The organism is Blautia sp. MSK18_10 (assembly GCF_020553185.1).
In the GTDB taxonomy this organism is placed as follows: domain Bacteria; phylum Bacillota; class Clostridia; order Lachnospirales; family Lachnospiraceae; genus Blautia_A; species Blautia_A wexlerae.
The window spans coordinates 1-19,673 of record NZ_JAJCGT010000027.1 but is presented as its reverse complement, the minus strand read 5'-3'; the positions used below and the strand labels follow the sequence as shown (position 1 = coordinate 19,673).

Below are 19,673 nucleotides of genomic sequence, written 5' to 3'. Positions count from 1 at the left end.
CCAAATTGATATGGGCTTCTGTAGAAGTCCTTTATATTACTGTTCGTAAACAGTTAGTATTTTTCAATGTTTTTATTCTGCAAGGCTTCCGAAATAATAGAATCCCTTGCAGGTATCCAGTTTTACTTTTACATATTTACCGATCAGATCCTGACATCCCGGGAAATGGACCAGAAGGTTATATTCTGTCCTTCCTGTGAAAATGCCTTTCTCTCTGCTTTCTTCCTCTACAAGGATTTCCTGAACAGTTCCCTCGAAACGGGAAGAAGCCTTTCGGCCTTTTTCCTGAACCAGAGCAAGAAGACGGTCAAAACGGTCTTTTACCACATCCTCAGGCACCTGATTTTCCATTTTGGCAGCAGGTGTGCCGCTTCTTTTGGAATAAATAAAGGTAAATGCAGAATCAAAATCGCATTTTTCCACAACGTCCAGAGTATCCTGGAAATCCTCTTCCGTTTCTCCCGGAAAACCTACAATGATATCTGTAGTAAGGGAAATATCCGGTACGGCATTACGGATCTTGGCTACAAGCTCCAGATACTTTTCTTTGTCATAACGGCGGTTCATGATCTTTAAGATTCGGCTGCTTCCGGACTGCATGGGAAGGTGAAGGTGATGGCACACTTTTTTGCTCTCTGCCATTGTCCGAATCAGTTCATCAGACAGATCCTTCGGATGGGAAGTCATGAAACGGATTCTCTTTAATCCTTCAATTGCTTCCACCTGTTTCAGAAGCTGTGCAAAAGTAACCGGATGTTCCAGTGTCTTTCCATAGGAATTAACGTTCTGTCCCAGAAGCATAACTTCCGTTACACCATCAGCCACCAGACCCTTGATCTCTTCTATGATCGCCTCCGGTTCGCGACTCTTCTCTCTTCCTCTTACATATGGTACAATACAGTAACTGCAGAAATTATTGCAGCCAAACATAATATTGACACCCGTTTTAAAGGAATATTTACGGTCAGAAGGCATACCCTCCACGATTTCATCAGATTCCTTCCAGACATCAATAATCTGTCCCTCCGTATTTAAGCTTCTGTAGAAAAGCTCCGGAAACTTATGGAAGTTATGGGTACCGAAAACCAGATCAACAAAAGAATATTCTTTGTGGATCTTCTCAATTACTTCCGGCTCCTGCATCATGCAGCCAAACAATATAATCTTCAGTTCAGGATTCTTTTTCTTAATACTTTTCAGATGGCCAAGATGACCGTAAATCTTCAGGTTTGCATTCTCCCGGACTGTGCAGGTGTTATAGATGACAACATCTGCATCTTCTTCTCTGGATACTTCTGTATAGCCCATACGTTTCACGATACCGGCCACTGTATCCGTCTGCAGGGAATTCATCTGGCAGCCTGCATTCTGGATAAAGAAAGCTGGCGCCTTTTCATATTTTTCCTTCACAAGCTCTGTACATTTATTGATATATTCTAACTGTATTTTACTTTCCTGTGTATTATTATTCACTATTGATTCCTCATCTTTCTGTTTACAACATTTCGGGGCACTCTTTTTATCATACAGAATCTATGGCTTTATGTCAAACGCTAATCTCTGTTTTTATTACTTTTTATTTTCGGATACAGTTTTTCTTTGACTATGTGACGGATTTATGCGTTTGCCAATATGCCGCTGTTTAGAGAATAAAGATATTCAAGTGGAATCAGACGCAGTTCTTCCATATCGTCCTTGCGGTATTCCGGAATCTCAATTGCCAGAGAGGGCTGACGGATTACTTCCGCATAAAACTGTTCCGGAGATCCCATCTCAGGTTTTGCTCCGGCTTTTTTGACTCTCGCACCACCTGCAATCCCTTTTTCCAGACGATAGCCGGAACATTTCTGTAAATGCCTTGCCAGTCTGTAATTTTTCTGATTGTAGGCAAAGCCTTTCTCCTGTCTGCAGTAAACGATCTTCCCTCTGGAATAACTGAATGTAAGCAGGCCAAGGCTTGAATATTCCTGAAAAATGCTGATCAGGGCACGAGTCTCATTCTCACTGGCAGGCTCCTGATTCACTCTTTTCCGCTGATAATAATTAGTCGGAAAATTTCTGCGCAGATCAATTCCCCTGGCATTACATTCATACTCTTCCACAGGCCTGTCCTGCATTTTCAGCATCTGTCTGTGGATGGGATTATGTATGGCACCATATCCGTATTCACATATTTCATAGCTGTCAGGATTCAGCATGGGGATCATACAGATACGAACCTTATCCAGAAGTTTACGAACTTCATAACTTTCTCCGATGGTCCAGTTGCTTTCATAGGATCTGCAGTAATCTTTTGCAATAGACAAAAGATATTCCGGGAGATTTCTGTCTCCGCTTTCCACTCCGCTCAGACAGATAATGCAGGTATCACCCTTTCCAATCTCAAGCATGGGGATCATTCTGTCATCATGACTTCTTCCGATCACTCTGAACTGGACAAAATTTCCATATCTCTGTCCGAGTTCCCACAATGCGAAGTATATTTTTTCATAAGTTCCCATCTGTTCTGTTGACATACATTCTTTCCTCCTTTTTGGCAAATGTTCAGCAGCCTGGATCAGATTCCGGATTCTGACCTGTATGGACGGCTGAATGGCTGCCTTATTATTATATATATGAAAAGAGACAGGCCATAAGACCTGTCTCTTAAAAATAATTGAATTATATTTACATTTCTTTTTTACGTCTTCTTATCAGTACATAACCACCTGCAAGAACAGAAGCAGCAGCAAGAGCCAGCATAGTTCCGATCGGTGATTCATCACCTGTGGATACTGCTGATTTCGCTGTTCCGTTTGTTCCATCTGCATAGGTGGTAGGAGTTACATCTGTAGTTCCTCCATCTGTAGTTCCGTCGCCGGATCCGGTTCCGTCTCCGCTTGTTCCGTTTGCACCTGGTGTGGTAGTGGCCTGTGTCAGAGGAGCTGCCTTGAACTGATAGGGCAGAACTTCGGAAGCATCTGTTTCCTGCCAGTCATTTCCACTGTATACCTGCTTTGCATATTTAATGTAAATAGTATATGCTTTCTCGGCATCTGTATAAATACCACTCTTGGCACCAATTTTCCAGGATGTGTTCCAGGTTGACGGGTTAGAAGACATACTCCATCCTACAGGTACCCATCTGACATCACCTTCTCCCGGATTATTGTTCTGTGTACCTGCACCGATTACCTTGAAGTCATAGAAAGTATTCGGATAGAACACAAGTGCTTTCTCAAATCCCTGTACAACACTCTCTTTTACATCGGGTACTACCGGAGTATGAGATGGTGTAGGTGTAACAGGACGTTCTTTTGAATCAGGCTGGAACATGACAGAGCCATAATTACTCTTATCCTTATCACTGATCACACATACATAAATATCAACATCATAGTCAGGAAGATCAGTAACTTTTGCTGTTACATTTGTATCAGCCTCAATAGGCGCGCCTACTCTGGAAGTATCGATTGTTGGTGCTTTCTCACCACGTTTTACCCAGTCTATATAATAGGTACCTTTTACATTTGACTGGAACTTAATTTTAACAGTACCACTTCCTGACCATTTGCATTCTTTTCCTGTTACTTTCAGTTTTTCTTCTGCAGGAGTTGGGGTAGGGGACGGTTCTGTTGTACTGACTAAAGTTCCGTCTTCTCCGATTTTAAGGCTGGAATCTCCCTCATATGTAATCTGAGAAAGAACATCCGCCAGTTTCACATCAGTAACAGCGTCACCCAGCTTTACGACTGTTCTTCCGGCGTTAGCCTCCTGAACAGCAACACCAATGGCAGAACCTGTAACAGCACCGCTTACATTGATCACACCGTCTTTGGCAAGCACAAGGTTACTTGCAGCTTCAAAAGAATTTGTAACTGTATTTCCTGTAACACTTACAGTTCCACGAATATTGACAGTTCCTTCACTGTAAATCGCACCGCCTGCTGCTGCGGAGTTTGCTGTGATAGTACCACCCAGAAGATATACATTTGCACCGGCAGCATTGTTGATCGCACCGCCATTTCCGGTTGTGGTATTTCCTGTCAGAGTTGTGCCGTCAATCAATGCATAATTACCGCTTACTACTTCTACAATCGAACCGGTAACGCCATCGCCTGTACCATCAACAGTTAAACTGCCTGAACCGATAGCATTTCCATCTGAAGCAGTTACAGAACCGCCTGCCATCTGAAGATTACCACCATTAACAGTAAACATACTCTCAGTAAAGCCTGCTGCACGTTTGATCGTAGTATTATCTTCAGCAGCAACCAGCATGATATTCTTTTTTTCAGGGACATTTATTGTGTTGTTGACTTCAATGGTTCCTTTTAATTTTACATAAGTAGGCTCACCATTTATCATATCCTCACAGTCTGGTACTGCTGCGAACGCTTCTTCCAGAGAAGTAAAGGAATTTCCGCCAATCACAATCGCAGATCCTGCCTCAGCAGCCTGCTCATCAGTTTCTTCAGCAGCCGGTGCCTCTGTAGGATCAGCTGTTGTTTCGGCAGGAGTTTCAGCCGGATCTTCCGGTGTCTCGGCTGGATCTTCGGCTGGTTCCTCAGGAGTTTCAGCCGGATCTTCAGAAGGTTCTTCTGTATCTGTAGAGTCAAGTTCACCTTCCAGTTCGCCTTCGGCTGATGTCTCAGCAGCAGCATCTGCTGCAAATGTGGCTGTCGGTGCCATTCCTACAGACAGGGCACCTGCCATTAATAATGCAAAAAGTTGTTTTTTTCTCATTGTATGTCCTCCCATAGATGAGTTTTAGTTAAAATCACTACTGACACCATCCGATTTCTTATTCCCCACGAAGCAGTCAGTAATCCCAAATCTGAATTGAAGTATAGCACATCCCTCAGAAAAAATCAATGTGCTGTCTATGGGCGTACCTGTCCGTTTCCATAGATGATATATTTCGTTGTGGTCAGAGCCAGAAGTCCCATAGGTCCCCTCGCATGAAGCTTCTGTGTGCTGATACCGATCTCTGCCCCGAAACCGAATTCAAATCCATCTGTAAAACGTGTGGAGGCATTGACATAAACTGCCGCAGCATCCACCTCATCCAGAAACTTCTGTGCATGTTCATAATTATTGGTAATAATTGCCTCTGAATGTTTTGTATTATATTTATTGATGTGAGCAATCGCCTCTTCTACAGAAGAAACCACTTTAATAGAAAGAATATAATCCAGATATTCTTTGCCCCAGTCTTCTTCTGTTGCGTGTACAGCTCCCGGGATCAACGCATAAGCCGCTTCATCTGCGCGGATTTCCACATGTTTCTCCTGCAGACGCTTTGCAAGGACTGGAAGCAGGGCATCCTTTACATCTTTATGTACAAGAACAGATTCGCAGGCATTGCAGACGCCTACTCTCTGAGTCTTGGCATTCATGATAATGTCTGCTGCCATCTCAAGGTCTGCGGTTTCATCCACATAAATATGGCAGTTTCCAGTACCGGTCTCAATCACAGGGATGGTGCTCTGCTCCACTACGGCTTTGATCAGGCCTCTGCCGCCTCGCGGGATGAGTACATCCACATACTGGTTCATCTTCATGAATTCTGCTGCTGTCTCTCTGGATGTATCAGAAATCAGCTGGATCGCATCCTCTGTCACGCCCTGTTCATTCAGAGTTTCCCTGATACAGTTTACAATGGCCTCGTTGGAATGGATCGCATCACTTCCACCCTTTAGGATTACTACATTACCGGTCTTAAAGCAGAGTGCAAATGCATCCGCAGTTACATTCGGTCTTGCTTCATAGATAATTCCGATCACGCCAAGAGGTACTCTCTTCTGCCCGATCAGCAGTCCGTTTGGGCGTTTTTTCATCCCGGTTACTTCCCCGACAGGATCATCCAGGGCTGCTACCTGGCGCAAGCCCTCTGCCATTCCTTCAATCCTGCTCTCTGTGAGAAGAAGCCTGTCGATCAGCCCCTCAGGCATATGATTCCTTTTTCCGGTTTCCACATCCAGCCTGTTGGCATTGATCAGAGTCTGTGCATCCTTTACCAGTTTGTCTGCTACTGCAAGAAGTACTTCATTCTTTTTGTTTGTAGAAAGATTTCTCATTTCTGTTTCAGCTGCCTTCGCATTCATGCCAAGACGGTTCAGCATTTCATTCATGTTCAGGTCCCCTTTCAGTCAGTAAGATAGCATATCTCCTCTTCTGTTACTATGATCTGCGGACAGATATCAGTAGGTTCTGTGGGAACCTCCGGCAACATCTGAAAAGAAAATGCAATGGCAACTCTTTCAAGCTGCGGATGTTTCTCAAGATAACGGTCATAGAAGCCACCGCCGTATCCGACTCTGTGGTTTGCTCTGTCAAAAGCCACTCCCGGCATGATCATAAGAGCCTTTGACCAGTTGACGATCTCCCCCGATACAGGCTCAGGAATCCCAAAATATCCGGGTTCCAGCCGGGCTAAGTCTGTCAGCTTATAAAATACCATATCCTTTCCCACAACCTTGGGAACTGCAACCTCCTTGCCGGCCTTCCATGCTTCTTTTATAAGATACTCTGTGACAACTTCATGGTTGTAATCTGCATATACCAGAATGCGGTCCGCATTCTTAAATGCAGGAAGTGCGGTCACTTTGTCAGTGATCGTGAGGCTCATTGCCTCTATCTGTTCATCTGTGCGCAGCTTTCTTTCTGCGAAAATCTTCTTTCTAATGTCTTTTTTTGATTCCATATTTTTCACCCAGATTAATGATTGTTCCGTCTTCCTGCTGAACATCCACATTGTCCAGCTGAGCGCGAAGGTTCATACGGACAGATGCAATATATTCCTTGCGCAGCAGTTCTCTTTCTTTTTTCTCTTCTTCAGTAAGCCCCACATTTTTGGCTTTATGTGCAAGTGCATTAATGCGGTCGATTTTCTCAACTTCCATAGTTCTTCCTCCTGTTTTTGTCTGCGGCAGTCTGTCTGTAAACACTGCCATTTACTCTGTGAATGTCATTTGGCACCGGTAAATTTCCGGTATTATAACAGTCTGTCAATAATATCGATCAGATAAACTTCTTCTTTGGACTGGCTTACAAACAGCGTACCGTACCTGCGTCCCTCTGTGATCTTATGGATAATATGGAAATCGGCTCCGTTTGCGATCACCATATCTACGCCTGCTGCAGAAGCGATCTGTGCTGCTGTCAGCTTAGTAGCCATTCCGCCGGTTCCTACCTTACTTCCGGAAGTACCTTTTCCCATGTTAAGCAGATTATCATCCAGATTTTCTACCACATCAATGAATTTTGCATCAGGATTAGTATTGGGATCATCTGTAAAAAGACCATCAATATCTGATAACAGGATCAGCAGATCTGCCCGTACAAGTGCGGCAACCATTGCAGACAATGTATCATTATCTCCGAATTTCTCCAGATTCTGAAGCTCATAGGTGGAAATGGAGTCATTCTCGTTTACAATGGGAATCACTCCCAGACTGAGCAGTTCATTGAAAGTATTCTGAGCATTCTTTCGGTTAACATTATTAACCATAGTATTTTTTGTCATAAGAATCTGAGCGGAAAGCTGATTATATTCAGAAAAAAGTTTCTGATAAATCATCATCAGTCTAGCCTGTCCTACTGCTGCACATGCCTGTTTTCCTTTCAGTTCTGTGGGTTTCTCATGCATTCCAAGAGCTGCCACACCTGTTGCTATAGCTCCTGAAGAAACCAGTATGACATCTTTTCCCTGATTGCGAAGGTCACTGAGCTCTCTTGCCAGCACTTCCAGTTTGCGAAGGTTCAGTCTTCCTGTCTCCGAATGAGTCAGGGAAGAAGAACCGATCTTAATTACAATACGTTTTTTATCTTTAAGTCGTTCCCGGTAATTCATCTTTTTGTTACTCCATATAAATATATTTTTGTAACTGTTCAGTGTCTTTACAGTTACGAGACAAAATCCATCAGAAATTGCCTGCAATAACAGAATTTGAAGATCAGCGTGTAATCCCAAGCTCCTCCAGGGCTTTCGCCTGTTTTGCCTCCATGACTGCCGCTTCCCCGGGAGTCATATGGTCATATCCCAGCAGATGCAGCATACTGTGTGCAACCAGAAAACAGAATTCTCTTGTCACACTGTGTCCGTATTCCTCTGCCTGCGCAAATACCTTGTCAACTGAGATCATGATATCTCCAAGAAGAAGTTCGTCTGTATCCAGATCAAAGTAAGATTCATCTTCCTCCACAATATCATATCCTGCCGGTGTCTCAAAAGGAATCATAGGGAAGGATAAAACATCCGTAGGTCTTGCGATATCGCGAAACTCAGTATTAACTCTCTCAATCTCTTCGTTATCTGTAAGTACAAGATTCACCTGTGCATCATAGGGACATTTTTCCATTTCAAGAACCTTGTCAGCTACCTTTACTGCCAGTGTCTCATAGTCGATCCCCAGTTCACGCTCTGTCTCATAATCAATCTGCATGTTCATCGTTCATTTACCCCGTTTCTGCGTCTTGCCGTTCTTTCAGGTTTTTGTTTCTTCTCATAGGCATCATAAGCCTGTACGATCTGCTGTACCAGAGGATGACGGACAACATCCTTGCTGGTAAGCTGGCAGAAGCCAATGTCATCTATTTTTTTCAGTACTTTCATTGCCACGTCAAGTCCGGATGTGGTATCTCTTGGAAGATCTTTCTGTGAGGCATCTCCGGTGATGATAACCTTTGAACCAAATCCGATACGTGTCAGGAACATCTTCATCTGTGCCGGAGTAGTATTCTGTGCTTCATCGAGAATGATAAATGCATTATCCAGTGTACGTCCGCGCATATATGCAAGCGGTGCAACCTCGATCAGGCCGCGCTCCATATTTTTCGCAAAGCTGTCCGCTCCCATGATCTGGTACAGTGCATCATAGAGTGGTCTCAGATAAGGATCTACCTTGCTCTGCAGATCTCCCGGAAGAAATCCCAGCTTCTCACCGGCCTCAATAGCAGGACGTGTCAGGATGATCCTGCTGACCTCCTCATTTCGGAAGGCTGTGACAGCCATTGCCATCGCCAGATAGGTTTTGCCGGTACCGGCAGGACCTACACCGAACACGATCATTTTTTTGCGTATCTGTTCTACATAATCTTTCTGCCCCAGTGTTTTGGGCTTGATAGGTCTGCCCTGTATGGTGTTACAGATAAAATCTTTGTCTATTTCTGTGAGAACTTCGTTTCTCTGCTCCATTGCCAGAGAAAGAGCATAATTGACATTCTGTTTCGTGATCGTGTTGCCTCTTTTTGCAAGTACTGTCAGTTCTTCTATCAGTTTCTTCGCAGAAGCCGCATTCTGTTCATTGCCAAGTATCTTAAGGATTCCGTCTCTGGAGATCACTGTCACATTCAGTGTTCTCTCAATCAGCTTAAGATGCTCATCAAACTGGCCAAATACATTTGCTTCCAGTTCTGCGGGGACTTCTGTGTGTAATTCAATAATATTGCCAGCCATCCTGTGATGTCCTTTCCTGTTGATAAGTTAATAATGGATTATTGCCTCGTTTATGGACGATAATCAAAGTCCGGTTAAAACCAGATGCATCCATTGTAACACCTCCCTGCAACTTTTTAAATACAAATTTTTATGGAATTTTATGTTATCCGGCTTTTTTCGCCTGTCTGTTCGATGATAAGCAGGGTTCCTCCGGTAATGCACAGAGATTCTGTCAGCCTGGTAGTAATATGATTTTCACTGATCTTAATGCCATTTTGAAGCAGCTTCTTTTCATATTGATGAAATCTTCGCACAGCTTCCTTCTCGGCTTCTTTTCTGGTATAGGTTTCTTCTTTTACTGTATAATCAGTAGTTTCGGTCCATCCGATCCATACAGGAAGTATAAAATTTTCTGTGATACGCAGAGGAATTTCCTCTGTGATACGTTTCTGACCTGTATGTAATGTCGGATACAATCCCAGATACCAGTGCCCAAACCGGAAGTACATTTCTTTTTTCTTTTTGCCGGCAGGGATTTCTGTACGGTATTTTAATGGAAATTCCTGATAATAGGAAATTTGTCTGGAAATAAAAATATCCGCATCTGCATGAACGTATTCCTTTCGCAGGACTTCCTGACTGTCATTCATGATATGAAGTTCCCCGGATACCAGAAGTTCCCCTTTTTTGCAGGAATCCCCGGGCTTTTTTACCGGTATGCCCCTTCGGACGATCATATCTGTGATCACTCCGTCCTTGTCTGCGAGCAGATTACAGGGTGAGGTATTACTGTTGATTTTTGGGGGGATAATTCCTTCCTGGATATTAAGAATCAGACGGGTTCCTTCTATTCTGGCAGATACCCAGGTAATCTCCGGAAAATTTTTCCGTACAGCTGCTGCAACTTCTGAACAGTTGATCTTTTTTTTGGACATCCCATGGTTTATATCCTGCTTATCCAGAAAATCGAGGATTTCTCCGGTACTGTTTCTGATATTTCCTTCAATATGGATATTCCAGATTCTCCCTGTCAAAAAAAATATCAGGATACCTCCCAGAATCATGCCTGTAAAAAAAGCCTTTCTTTTTTTATTCCTTAAAAAAAAGAAGGGCATTCCCCGTCTCTGTATGATCTGAATATGTACACCTGTTTTATTCCGGAGAGGTCTCAGGCGAAAGAAATCAGCGGCCTGCATTTGTGCCATAAGCTGGCCATCCTCTCTGTACCGGATCCTTTCCATATAAACTTTTCTGCTTTTGCAGAGATTCAGAAAGCGTTCCAGATTTTCTCCTCTTACAAGGATGATCACATAACCATATATTAATTTCAAAAATTTCAACATTCGCTGTCACCCGCTTTTATATCATAAATACTTCCCGTCACTTTCATTGCACTGGAATTGTACCAGCGGATTTCAAGATTTTTCCCGGATATGGTCACTTTTCCGCAAAAAGACTGTATCACAATTTCAGAAGGTGTATATTTAAAAACAGATTTATAATTTTCGATAACAGCTTCCGTCTGACCGGTCAGTGTGACGATCGTTTCATTATATGCCAGATCAGGCGGAAGTTCTAATGCCAGCACCATCCGGTTTTTCCATTGTCCTGCTTTTTTCATAAAAAAAGCTCCCCCGGCTTTTACTATCAGTCTATGCCGGAAGAACTTTCTTTAAAACACGTTTCAGCAGCAATCATCGAAACAAAACCATAGAAAACCACAGAATTGTATTTCCACCCAGATTATATTCCATAGATTCACGCTCTACAATCTCATTTACTACTACACCATGACTTTCCAGACATGGATGCATCCGGTCAGGATATCTGCATGGTTTTCCCTCTTTATAGGCACATTTTTCACAGATATCACAGGATTCTGTAGACAGGATATAAGTTTCATACCCTTCTTTATTCAGATATTTTCCCACCTCTGTAGTCAGATCCTCGTGTGCCCGTCTTGTAGAAAGCATTTCTTCCATGTTCATGATATCCGAAACTTCCGCTACACTGGAAAAGAAAACAGCCTGAGGATAACTTTTTATTTTTTTTTCACATTCCTGCAGGGTTCCTACTGCGGGGGGACAGGCCCAGGTAGAATCATAACGTTCGCATTCTTCTTGGCAGATCGTGCGTACGCGTTCCTGAATTGTAATATCTTTTGTGTCCAGTATGCGGTATTCAAAAATCGGGTACTGTGAAATAAATTCTTCAAATTTTTCTGTGTTCATAGTTTTCTTCTTTCTTTTGGGCTTGTTGGTACATTCGTTTATTTATGATAGGGTTCGTGATTCATAATGCGGTAGCTTCTGTATATCTGTTCCAAAAGGATCATCTGCATCAGCTGATGCGGAAAAGTCATTCTGGAAAAGCTGAGCTTATAATCTGCACGTTTCAGAACACTCTCACTCAGTCCTAAGGAACCTCCGATCACAAATGCAATGGAACTGATACCGGAAACTCCCAGTTTCTCAATTTTTTGAGAGAGTTCTACAGAATCCGGCGTTTTTCCGTCAATTGCCAGTGCGATGACATAATCCTGTTCGCGTATATGTTTCATCAGACGTTCGCCTTCTGTATTTTTAATCTGTGTGTTCAGTGCTTCTGACGCTTTATCCGGTGTTTTTTCATCTGCTACCTGACAGAAAGTCAGCTTGCAGTATCTGCTCAGCCGTTTGGCATATTCTGCGATTCCGTCACACAGATATTTTTCTTTGATCTTTCCAACTGTAACAATACGGATTTCCATGATCTTCTTCCTTCTATTTTAATAAAATCAGCGATAAAATCACAGTATTTTTAGTACTGCAGATAATATTCCATAGCAGTCATTTTACTGGTCTTGCCATTTGCTGCAACAAGAATAACATTCAGCCTATGGTAACCCACAGGCATGGAGATTGGCTGTTCATAAACAGTACTGTTAAGATCCGGTTCAGAATCAAATGCATAATATGCTTTACATCCATCCGGGACAGTGATCTTAATCTCTGTTTTTTTATTGTAATCCCCTGATTTAGGTGTTACCTTAGGGGCTTTCGGTGCATTTAAAACAATCACATACTTTCTGCTGATCACATCACTTTCGATGTTTTTATCATTTACACCAAAGGCTTTTAATTCAGTTGTGCCTTCCCTCAGAATAATAGGTTCTGTATATACTTTACTCTTTCTGGTAGGTGTGCTTCCATCTAATGTGTAATAAATCTTTTGGCAGTTACCTTCCAGTTTCAGAGTCTGCGTTGTAGTATAGGTTCCGGGGGCAGGATTTGATACAGGTGTTTCGCAGATATATTCTGCGCAGGCATTCTGCACCTCTCTGTCAGCAGATTTCAGGATTAGTCTGACTTCGTTGGTCTTTCCCTCCTGTGTAAGAAGCTTCACATACTCTTTATATATTCCTGTTCCCGCAGTTTTGTTCTGGATAAACGGGCGCAAAACAAGAAGTGCAGATCGTTTATCGCCTGATTTCGCCATACTTTTGGCCAGAAGAAGATTGGCGGCTTCATTTTTGGGATTTTTATCCAGAGCATTTTCTGCAATCCGCTGTGCTTCTTCATAGTTTTGCTGTGCATATTGTTTTTTTGCCCTGGAATATAAGGCAGAAAAAGTATTTAACTGCCGATAACAAAAGAATCCCAGCAGTGTCGCCGCACACAGAAGCAGACATAGAAGCTGTTTCCTGCTGAATTTCAGCTTTCTTCTTTTTGGATGTTTGAAATATTTTATAATTTCTGTTTCCTGTTTTTTTTCGGATGGGCGGTTCTGCTGCTCCTTTTTCATCAGAGTTTCCACTGTGCTGAATTCTCTTACCCAGGGTATCTCCGCAAGGCAGTAGGGGCAGTACAGAAAGCCTTTTTCCACCTCTTTATGACATTTAGGACATTTCATAGACAGTCCTCACTTACTGATTTTCCAGATAATTCTGAAACTCCTCCATAGACATAAGAACTTTTCTCGGTTTTGTTCCCTCTTCCGGTCCCACTACACCTGCGTCGCAGAGCTGATCCATGATTCTTGCCGCTCTGTTGAAACCAATCTTAAACATTCTCTGCAGCATACCAATAGAAGCTTTCTCTTTCTCTATGATAAACTTACCTGCTTCTTCAAAATGGATGTCCCTTTCATCTCCGGACATACCTGTTGTTACAGGAGAATTTACCTGCTGCTCGATCTGTTGGTTATACTGGACACCCGGATTTTTATCTGCAAGAAATTCAACCACAGCACTTACCTCATCATCAGATACAAATGCACCCTGAAGTCTTGCAGGCTTCTGATATCCCTGAGGATAAAAGAGCATATCACCTTTTCCAAGAAGCTTCTCGGCTCCGTTCATATCCAGAATTGTCCTGGAATCCACACCGGAAGATACAGAGAAAGCAATTCTGGAAGGCATATTCGCCTTGATCAGACCGGTGATAACATTTACAGACGGTCTCTGTGTGGCAATGATCAGATGGATACCTGCCGCACGTGCAAGCTGGGCCAGGCGACAGATAGCATCCTCCACCTCTCCGGGCGCAACCATCATAAGGTCTGCAAGCTCATCCACGATGATCACAATCTGCGGCATTTTCACAGGTTCTTCTTCAGCTCCTGCCGCCTTGATCTGCTCTGCTTTTTTATTATATTCATCCAGATTACGGACACCGTACTCCGCAAATGTATTGTAACGGTTTGTCATCTCCTGTACTGCCCAGTTTAATGCGCCTGCTGCTTTCTTCGGATCTGTCACAACCGGAATAAACAAATGTGGAATTCCGTTATACACACTGAGCTCTACTACTTTAGGATCGATCATGATAAGCTTTACTTCATCTGGATTTGCCTTGTACAGGATACTGATGATAAGTGTATTGATACATACTGATTTACCTGAACCGGTTGCACCTGCGATGAGAAGATGTGGCATTTTGGCAATATCCGCAACTACAGTCTTACCTGCAATATCCTTTCCTACTGCAAAAGAAAGTTTGGATTTTGCCTTCTGAAATTCTTCTGACTGGAGCAGATCTCTGAGCATAACCGTACTGTTCTCTTTATTGGGAACCTCAATGCCCACTGCTGCTTTGCCGGGGATCGGTGCTTCAATGCGGATATCAGGAGTGGCAAGATTCAGTTTGATGTCATCTGCAAGACCTACAATTTTGCTGACCTTCACTCCCATCTCGGGCTGAAGTTCATAACGGGTAACTGTTGGTCCGCAGCTCACATTAGTGACAGTCACGTTCACGCCGAAATTGTGAAGTACTTCCTGGAGTTTTTTTGCAGTCTTACGCAGATAGGCATCAGAATCCCCCTGAGCTTTGCTGCTTCCTTTCTTCAGCAGATTTAAGGCTGGAAATTTATATTCTTTTTTTACGGCTGCTTCCTGTCGGGTGATCTCATGCTGAATGTTTACAATTCCGCTCTGTATCTCTTTTTCAGAAGATTTGGGGTTTTTCGAAGGCGGCCGCACTGCCTTCTCATCCTGAAAAGGGGGCAGATCTTCCTCCGGTTCTGAAACCACAGATTTCTTCCGGTCAGTGACAGCATCTTCAAATGGAAGGTCTTCCTGCTGTTGTGATTCATTATCTGCCTCGTATGTATCCGGGGATGTATCCGCTCTGTGAATCTCAAAATTCATCGGAGCATCGATGTATGGTTTATTATCCGCATCATCAGAGGATTTAATCCCTGTGTTCTCGGTATTCTCCGCAGCTTCGGCTGTTTCTGCTGCTGCTTTATCTGTATCTGCTGCTTTTTTCAGAAGTTTCCCCTTTTTCTTTGGCTTCTGTTCAGAATAGCCTGTCAGCTTGGTTCCTTCCAGAAAGCCGCCTTTTTTCATTTTTTTTGCTTCCGAAGGATCCATGAGAAAGTCATCATCTGAAAATTCATCATCGCCAATTTCTTCCTCCAGTCTGCGGACTTTTTCTTCACGCCGCTGTTCTCTTATAAGCTGACGTTCTCTGGCACGTTCTTCTCTATATCGCTCACGTTCAGGCTGCCCCTGCATATAGCGCATATGTCTGTCTTTTACAAAATCACACACCTTTATAACCAGCCGCGTTACAAAATCAAGCAGAGAGCGCTGTGTGATAATGATCATACATACAACAAATGCCAGTATAATGATCACATATCCGCCGATAGTTCCAAAAGCAGATGTGACAGAAATACAGATCGCTCCTCCGATCAGACCACCGCCTGTTTTATAATCTGCGCTTAAAGCATAATAATCCAGCAAAGTTGTACTCTGCATATATCCGTCTGTGAGAAGCTGCGCTGCCCCACACAGAAACAGAAACATCACAAACGCCGCTGCAAGTTTCTTATATGCCAGCCGGTTTGTTTTATTGATCAGAATAAATGCTGATTCAAGGAAAAATACGATTGGAAACAGATATGCCATCAGTCCCATCAGTCCGAAACAGAAATTACTGATCGCATCTCCCACAAAACCACCTGCTCCAAAATTGCTTGCCATCAGGATCACACATGCGGCCAAAATCACAAATAATATGATTTCTGTCTGAAATCTGCCGACTTCCTGTTCCATTGCTGTCTTCTTTTTTGTATTTCTTCCCGAATGCCCGGTATTCTTACTCTTTGATGCTGCCATTCTAAGGCTCCCTTCCTTGATCTTCTCGTAAATATCTTCCCTTTACAGGGCAAAATTTAATGCCAGTGTAATAATACCGACTATAAATGAATAATATGCAAAATAGCGTAATTTTATATTCTGAGTCATGGCTATTGTATTTCGGATAACAAGACATCCCGCAAAACCGGCGATGATCATTGCAAATACATAGGTAAACCCAAGTCCTGCCGTCATTTCAGAAGCACCAAAATTTCCGATTTCCGTAAAAAAAGCACCTATGATAGCAGGCAGACTCATAAAAACAGAAAAACGAACCGCAAATTTGCGGTTATATCCGCATAACAGTGCAGCACATAACGTAAATCCCATTCTGGAAATCCCCGGAAAGACAGCAATCCCCTGACAAATTCCAATCCACATGGCGCTGTCATAAGAAGCCTCTCTCGGTCCCTTTTTTCCACCGGATTTATTCAGATCTGTTACCAGAAGAAATACGCCTGTAAGTAAAAATCCGATTCCCGGAACAATCTGAGAGTCTGCGCCCAGAAGAGCCAGCCGTTTTCCTGTAAGTCCCAGAAGTGCTGTTGGAATCATGGAAATCACAAGAAGTGCACCTATTTTCCGATATGTTCCGGTGACTATTCTGGCATAGCCCAAACTTTCCCCTGTCTTCTTGTTATGGATATATAGATTCAGATTACCGATCATATCCATAAACATCCCCAGAAGTCCTAGTCCGATTTTTTTTAAATCTTTGCGGAACAAAAATATAATTGCTGCTGCACTTCCAAGATGGAGCATCGTTTCTGACAGCAATTCGGTTTCGTGGCCGATTCCCATATATTGTTCCAATATGCATAAATGTCCCAGGCTGCTGACAGGAAGAAATTCCGTCACAGCCTGAATGACAGCCAAAAATATCAAATATACAACGATCATAGAACTGATTCCTTTTTGTTTCTCCAAAATTATGGTTTATTATAGCACACTCAGAAAGGCTTTACAATAAAAAGCCCCCTGACTGTCATGTTCACAACGTAGCCAAAATTCATTCATTTTCCTGCTGCTTTTTTTCTTTTTCATGTGCCAGTAGTTCCTGTACCGATTTATGTGCAATCCGGAATTCTTTTTCAAAATAAGCATTGATCTCTGCACCGTATAACAGAAGATTCATACAGATATACAACCATACCATGACCATGATGATCGTCGCAAGGTTTCCGTACATATTACTGAACCCCGGAAAAATCTCAAAATAAAAAGAGAATCCGTATGAAAATATCGACCATGCAACTGCTATGATCAAGGCTCCGGGAATCTGGCTTTTGAATGTGGCTTTTCTGTTCGGAAGAACCTTATACAACATAAGAAAAACCAGAAACAACACACCAAATACCAACAGTGCTCTTGCCCCCAGTATTTTTCCCAGAACTCTTCCAAGAAAAGGAATATATCTTGATACAACTTTCTGTATTTCGTTTCCAAGTACAAGCATAAGCAGAGACACGATTACCGCAATCACCAGTGATAAAGTATAGAATACTGCATAAATTCTGGTTAACAGCCAGTTACGGGTTTCTTTTACGTGATAAATGGTATTTAATCCATTGATGATAGACTGCATTCCTTTTCCGGCAGACCACAGTGCCACAATTGCTGACAAAGGGACAATTGCAGTACTTCTTTTGTATACATCTACCACGATCCCCAGAACAAAACTCTGCAGATTCTCCGGAATAAAAGCAACGATCGCATCCCTGACTACATTATAGGTCAGAGGTGTATACCGTACCAGTGTAGTCAGAAACAGAATACAGGGAATAAAAGACATGATCAGAAAATACGCTGCCTGTGTCGCATAAGCTCCTACGTGATCTCCGGATACACGTTCCATAAACCCGAATAAAAGCCCTGTAACAGACCGGGTTTTATTTTTCTTTTTCATATATGTCTCCATTCTGTTATTTTACAGCAGTCATTTCTGATAATGCATTTATGGTGATTGCTGTAATTATAAAGATAACTGTTTCGAATATCTCTGTTTACTATCATACCATGAAACTGCCGTTATGACAAACATGAATTATGGATAATAAAATCCGGTTCTTTTCATGCTGGAACGCTGTAGATATGAAAAAAACCGGATCAATATGTAATTAGTTTTATGGTCAGATTTTTACTTTCTGATGTAGAAATGATAAGCAGTCACAGAATCATACTGTTCACCTGCATTAAGAATCGGGGAGTGGAAATCTTCAACATTGACCGCATTCGGTTCAACCTGCGTTTCCAGACAGAAAGCATCCCGCTTATTGTAAGTATGACCATTTTTACCATGTTCATTTTCGACAAAATTTGCTGCGTAAAACTGTACACATGGACAGTCGGAAGTGACATCCATGGCAATTTCGGTTTTATCACTGTATGCGGTTGCGATCAGTCTTCTGTTTCCTTTTGCATAGTTGTCTGTCACATAATTGTGGTCATATCCGCCTGTGAATTTCAGCTGGTCAAATTCTGCTTCAATATCCTGCCCGATCTGTTTGGCAGTTCTGAAATCCATGGGAGTCCCTGCAACTTCCTCATACACTCCTGTAGGAATGGAATGACTGTCGGCTACAGGTGTATAATATTTTGCATGGATTGTAAGATACTGATCCATGGCGGTTCCGCTTCCCTCACCATTCAGATTGAAATAAGAATGATTTGTCATATTGGCAACTGTCGGCTCATCGCAGATTCCCTGATAATGGATCCTCAGTTCGTTGTCTTCCGTAAACTCATATTTTACAGACACATCAAATTCTCCCGGGAAACCATTCTCGCCATCCGGACTTATACGGTTAAATATAACACTGTTTTTATCATCGGAAATCTCAGCCACTTTCCAGAGCTTTTTTTCAAATCCGTCAGGACCGCTGTGAAGATTATTGTCATTCTCATTCTGAGCAAGAACTACTTCTTTGCCATTGACAGAGAATTTCGCACCGCCGATGCGGTTTCCGTTTCTGCCGATGGTTGAACCGAAAAAGCATCCATTTACTTCATAAGATGCCAGATCATCATATCCAAGTACTACGTCTGTTAAAGTACCATCTTTATCAGGTACGCAGACCTTAACCAGGATTGCTCCAAAATCTGTCACTTCCGCATATGCCCCGGATTTGTTTTCCAGATGAAAAATTTTTACTGTTTCCCCAGTCTGTAATACACCGAACTTTCTTTCAGAAACACTCATTGTTTCCAACCTCCCGTATCATAAAATAATATTAAATCCAAAAGATAATAAAAAAGAGCCTCTCTACGGCTCATTTTTACAGTTCCCGAAATGCCGTTCCCTTCCCATTGACGCCTAGCCGCAGCTAGGTGGGTATCCTCAACAGACCTTCTGTCTTCCGCTGCATAATGACGGCCTGACATCCGGCCTGCGATGTTGGGTTCCCGTTAAAGTCGATGTAGGTTCAAAAAAAGAAGGGGCCTCGTACATTTCAGGATATTCACTGTTTTTAACTGATTCTTATTATACTCCAGTATATGTTCTTTTTCAACATAAAATGTAGAATTAATTATATTTTTTTATAATATGGAGATTATCGGTTACTGTTCACACACCACTATCCCGCGAGGTGTTTTGGCATGAATATGCCAAAATCCCGAGACATACAA

At 42.5% G+C, this 19,673-nt stretch carries 18 protein-coding genes and 1 other RNA gene; all 19 read right to left on the bottom strand.

What is annotated here, in order from left to right; genetic code table 11:
• Positions 1-72 precede the first annotated feature (72 nt).
• Complete coding sequence (miaB, locus tag LI074_RS11465) at positions 73-1,473, bottom strand: tRNA (N6-isopentenyl adenosine(37)-C2)-methylthiotransferase MiaB (RefSeq protein WP_020993922.1); 1,401 nt, start codon at positions 1,471-1,473, stop codon at positions 73-75.
• Between the two features lie 143 nt (positions 1,474-1,616).
• Positions 1,617-2,516, bottom strand: a complete 900-nt coding sequence (locus LI074_RS11460) for a M14 family zinc carboxypeptidase (protein ID WP_008703215.1) — start codon at positions 2,514-2,516, stop codon at positions 1,617-1,619.
• Between the two features lie 151 nt (positions 2,517-2,667).
• Complete coding sequence (locus LI074_RS11455) at positions 2,668-4,725, bottom strand: LPXTG cell wall anchor domain-containing protein (RefSeq protein ID WP_243868822.1); 2,058 nt, start codon at positions 4,723-4,725, stop codon at positions 2,668-2,670.
• Positions 4,726-4,862: 137 nt separating this feature from the next.
• Entirely contained in the window at positions 4,863-6,113 is a 1,251-nt protein-coding gene (locus LI074_RS11450; protein ID WP_055052767.1) for a glutamate-5-semialdehyde dehydrogenase, read from the bottom strand.
• A 14-nt stretch (positions 6,114-6,127) separates the two neighbouring features.
• A complete protein-coding gene (locus LI074_RS11445) occupies positions 6,128-6,685 on the bottom strand; it encodes a 5-formyltetrahydrofolate cyclo-ligase (RefSeq protein WP_062807706.1) in 558 nt (185 codons plus the stop codon).
• Positions 6,663-6,884 carry a DUF896 domain-containing protein gene (locus tag LI074_RS11440; protein WP_173698126.1) on the bottom strand — a complete coding sequence of 74 codons (222 nt, stop codon included), beginning with the start codon at positions 6,882-6,884 and terminating at the stop codon, positions 6,663-6,665. The genes LI074_RS11445 and LI074_RS11440 overlap by 23 nt, the downstream gene beginning before the upstream one ends.
• 92 nt (positions 6,885-6,976) lie before the next feature.
• Positions 6,977-7,834, bottom strand: a complete 858-nt coding sequence (gene proB, locus LI074_RS11435) for a glutamate 5-kinase (protein WP_008703221.1) — start codon at positions 7,832-7,834, stop codon at positions 6,977-6,979.
• Between the two features lie 103 nt (positions 7,835-7,937).
• Positions 7,938-8,432 carry an rRNA maturation RNase YbeY gene (gene ybeY, locus LI074_RS11430; protein ID WP_022381407.1) on the bottom strand — a complete coding sequence of 165 codons (495 nt, stop codon included), beginning with the start codon at positions 8,430-8,432 and terminating at the stop codon, positions 7,938-7,940.
• Positions 8,429-9,439: a PhoH family protein gene (locus LI074_RS11425; protein WP_118669840.1), complete on the bottom strand. Its 1,011-nt coding sequence runs from the start codon at positions 9,437-9,439 to the stop codon at positions 8,429-8,431. Before LI074_RS11425 ends, ybeY begins: the two co-directional genes overlap by 4 nt.
• Positions 9,440-9,579: 140 nt before the next feature.
• A complete protein-coding gene (locus tag LI074_RS11420) occupies positions 9,580-10,764 on the bottom strand; it encodes a sporulation protein YqfD (RefSeq protein ID WP_118669839.1) in 1,185 nt (394 codons plus the stop codon).
• Positions 10,758-11,042 carry a YabP/YqfC family sporulation protein gene (locus LI074_RS11415; RefSeq protein ID WP_020993926.1) on the bottom strand — a complete coding sequence of 95 codons (285 nt, stop codon included), beginning with the start codon at positions 11,040-11,042 and terminating at the stop codon, positions 10,758-10,760. The genes LI074_RS11420 and LI074_RS11415 overlap by 7 nt, the downstream gene beginning before the upstream one ends.
• 73 nt (positions 11,043-11,115) lie before the next feature.
• Complete coding sequence (locus LI074_RS11410) at positions 11,116-11,652, bottom strand: DUF2284 domain-containing protein (protein WP_022381410.1); 537 nt, start codon at positions 11,650-11,652, stop codon at positions 11,116-11,118.
• A 38-nt stretch (positions 11,653-11,690) separates the two neighbouring features.
• Positions 11,691-12,170 carry a 23S rRNA (pseudouridine(1915)-N(3))-methyltransferase RlmH gene (gene rlmH, locus LI074_RS11405; RefSeq protein WP_022381411.1) on the bottom strand — a complete coding sequence of 160 codons (480 nt, stop codon included), beginning with the start codon at positions 12,168-12,170 and terminating at the stop codon, positions 11,691-11,693.
• Between the two features lie 50 nt (positions 12,171-12,220).
• Entirely contained in the window at positions 12,221-13,312 is a 1,092-nt protein-coding gene (locus LI074_RS11400; protein WP_144137148.1) for a chitobiase/beta-hexosaminidase C-terminal domain-containing protein, read from the bottom strand.
• Positions 13,313-13,325: 13 nt separating this feature from the next.
• Positions 13,326-16,025, bottom strand: a complete 2,700-nt coding sequence (locus LI074_RS11395) for an FtsK/SpoIIIE family DNA translocase (protein WP_227218779.1) — start codon at positions 16,023-16,025, stop codon at positions 13,326-13,328.
• 42 nt (positions 16,026-16,067) lie between these two features.
• The gene (locus tag LI074_RS11390; RefSeq protein ID WP_173679625.1) at positions 16,068-16,946 is read right to left on the bottom strand and encodes an undecaprenyl-diphosphate phosphatase; all 879 of its coding nucleotides are present in this window, start codon (positions 16,944-16,946) and stop codon (positions 16,068-16,070) included.
• A gap of 109 nt (positions 16,947-17,055) precedes the next feature.
• Positions 17,056-17,952: a YihY/virulence factor BrkB family protein gene (locus LI074_RS11385; protein WP_008703238.1), complete on the bottom strand. Its 897-nt coding sequence runs from the start codon at positions 17,950-17,952 to the stop codon at positions 17,056-17,058.
• Positions 17,953-18,183: 231 nt separating this feature from the next.
• Positions 18,184-19,245 (bottom strand): aldose epimerase family protein, encoded by a 1,062-nt coding sequence (locus tag LI074_RS11380; protein WP_055149247.1) that lies wholly within the window; start codon positions 19,243-19,245, stop codon positions 18,184-18,186.
• Between the two features lie 78 nt (positions 19,246-19,323).
• Positions 19,324-19,505: non-coding RNA, 6S RNA (gene ssrS / locus LI074_RS11375), on the bottom strand.
• Positions 19,506-19,673: the final 168 nt, after the last annotated feature.

Excerpts from the sequence above, each read along its gene's own strand:
- LI074_RS11460 (WP_008703215.1), bottom strand. The coding sequence starts at position 2,516 with ATGTCAACAGAACAGATGGGAACTTATGAAAAAATATACTTCGCATTG.
- LI074_RS11455 (WP_243868822.1), bottom strand. The coding sequence starts at position 4,725 with ATGAGAAAAAAACAACTTTTTGCATTATTAATGGCAGGTGCCCTGTCT.
- LI074_RS11450 (WP_055052767.1), bottom strand. The coding sequence starts at position 6,113 with ATGAATGAAATGCTGAACCGTCTTGGCATGAATGCGAAGGCAGCTGAA.
- LI074_RS11445 (WP_062807706.1), bottom strand. The coding sequence starts at position 6,685 with ATGGAATCAAAAAAAGACATTAGAAAGAAGATTTTCGCAGAAAGAAAG.
- LI074_RS11440 (WP_173698126.1), bottom strand. The coding sequence starts at position 6,884 with ATGGAAGTTGAGAAAATCGACCGCATTAATGCACTTGCACATAAAGCC.
- proB (WP_008703221.1), bottom strand. The coding sequence starts at position 7,834 with ATGAATTACCGGGAACGACTTAAAGATAAAAAACGTATTGTAATTAAG.
- ybeY (WP_022381407.1), bottom strand. The coding sequence starts at position 8,432 with ATGAACATGCAGATTGATTATGAGACAGAGCGTGAACTGGGGATCGAC.
- LI074_RS11425 (WP_118669840.1), bottom strand. The coding sequence starts at position 9,439 with ATGGCTGGCAATATTATTGAATTACACACAGAAGTCCCCGCAGAACTG.
- LI074_RS11420 (WP_118669839.1), bottom strand. The coding sequence starts at position 10,764 with ATGTTGAAATTTTTGAAATTAATATATGGTTATGTGATCATCCTTGTA.
- LI074_RS11415 (WP_020993926.1), bottom strand. The coding sequence starts at position 11,042 with ATGAAAAAAGCAGGACAATGGAAAAACCGGATGGTGCTGGCATTAGAA.
- LI074_RS11410 (WP_022381410.1), bottom strand. The coding sequence starts at position 11,652 with ATGAACACAGAAAAATTTGAAGAATTTATTTCACAGTACCCGATTTTT.
- rlmH (WP_022381411.1), bottom strand. The coding sequence starts at position 12,170 with ATGGAAATCCGTATTGTTACAGTTGGAAAGATCAAAGAAAAATATCTG.
- LI074_RS11400 (WP_144137148.1), bottom strand. The coding sequence starts at position 13,312 with ATGAAATGTCCTAAATGTCATAAAGAGGTGGAAAAAGGCTTTCTGTAC.
- LI074_RS11395 (WP_227218779.1), bottom strand. The coding sequence starts at position 16,025 with ATGGCAGCATCAAAGAGTAAGAATACCGGGCATTCGGGAAGAAATACA.
- LI074_RS11390 (WP_173679625.1), bottom strand. The coding sequence starts at position 16,946 with ATGATCGTTGTATATTTGATATTTTTGGCTGTCATTCAGGCTGTGACG.
- LI074_RS11385 (WP_008703238.1), bottom strand. The coding sequence starts at position 17,952 with ATGAAAAAGAAAAATAAAACCCGGTCTGTTACAGGGCTTTTATTCGGG.
- LI074_RS11380 (WP_055149247.1), bottom strand. The coding sequence starts at position 19,245 with ATGAGTGTTTCTGAAAGAAAGTTCGGTGTATTACAGACTGGGGAAACA.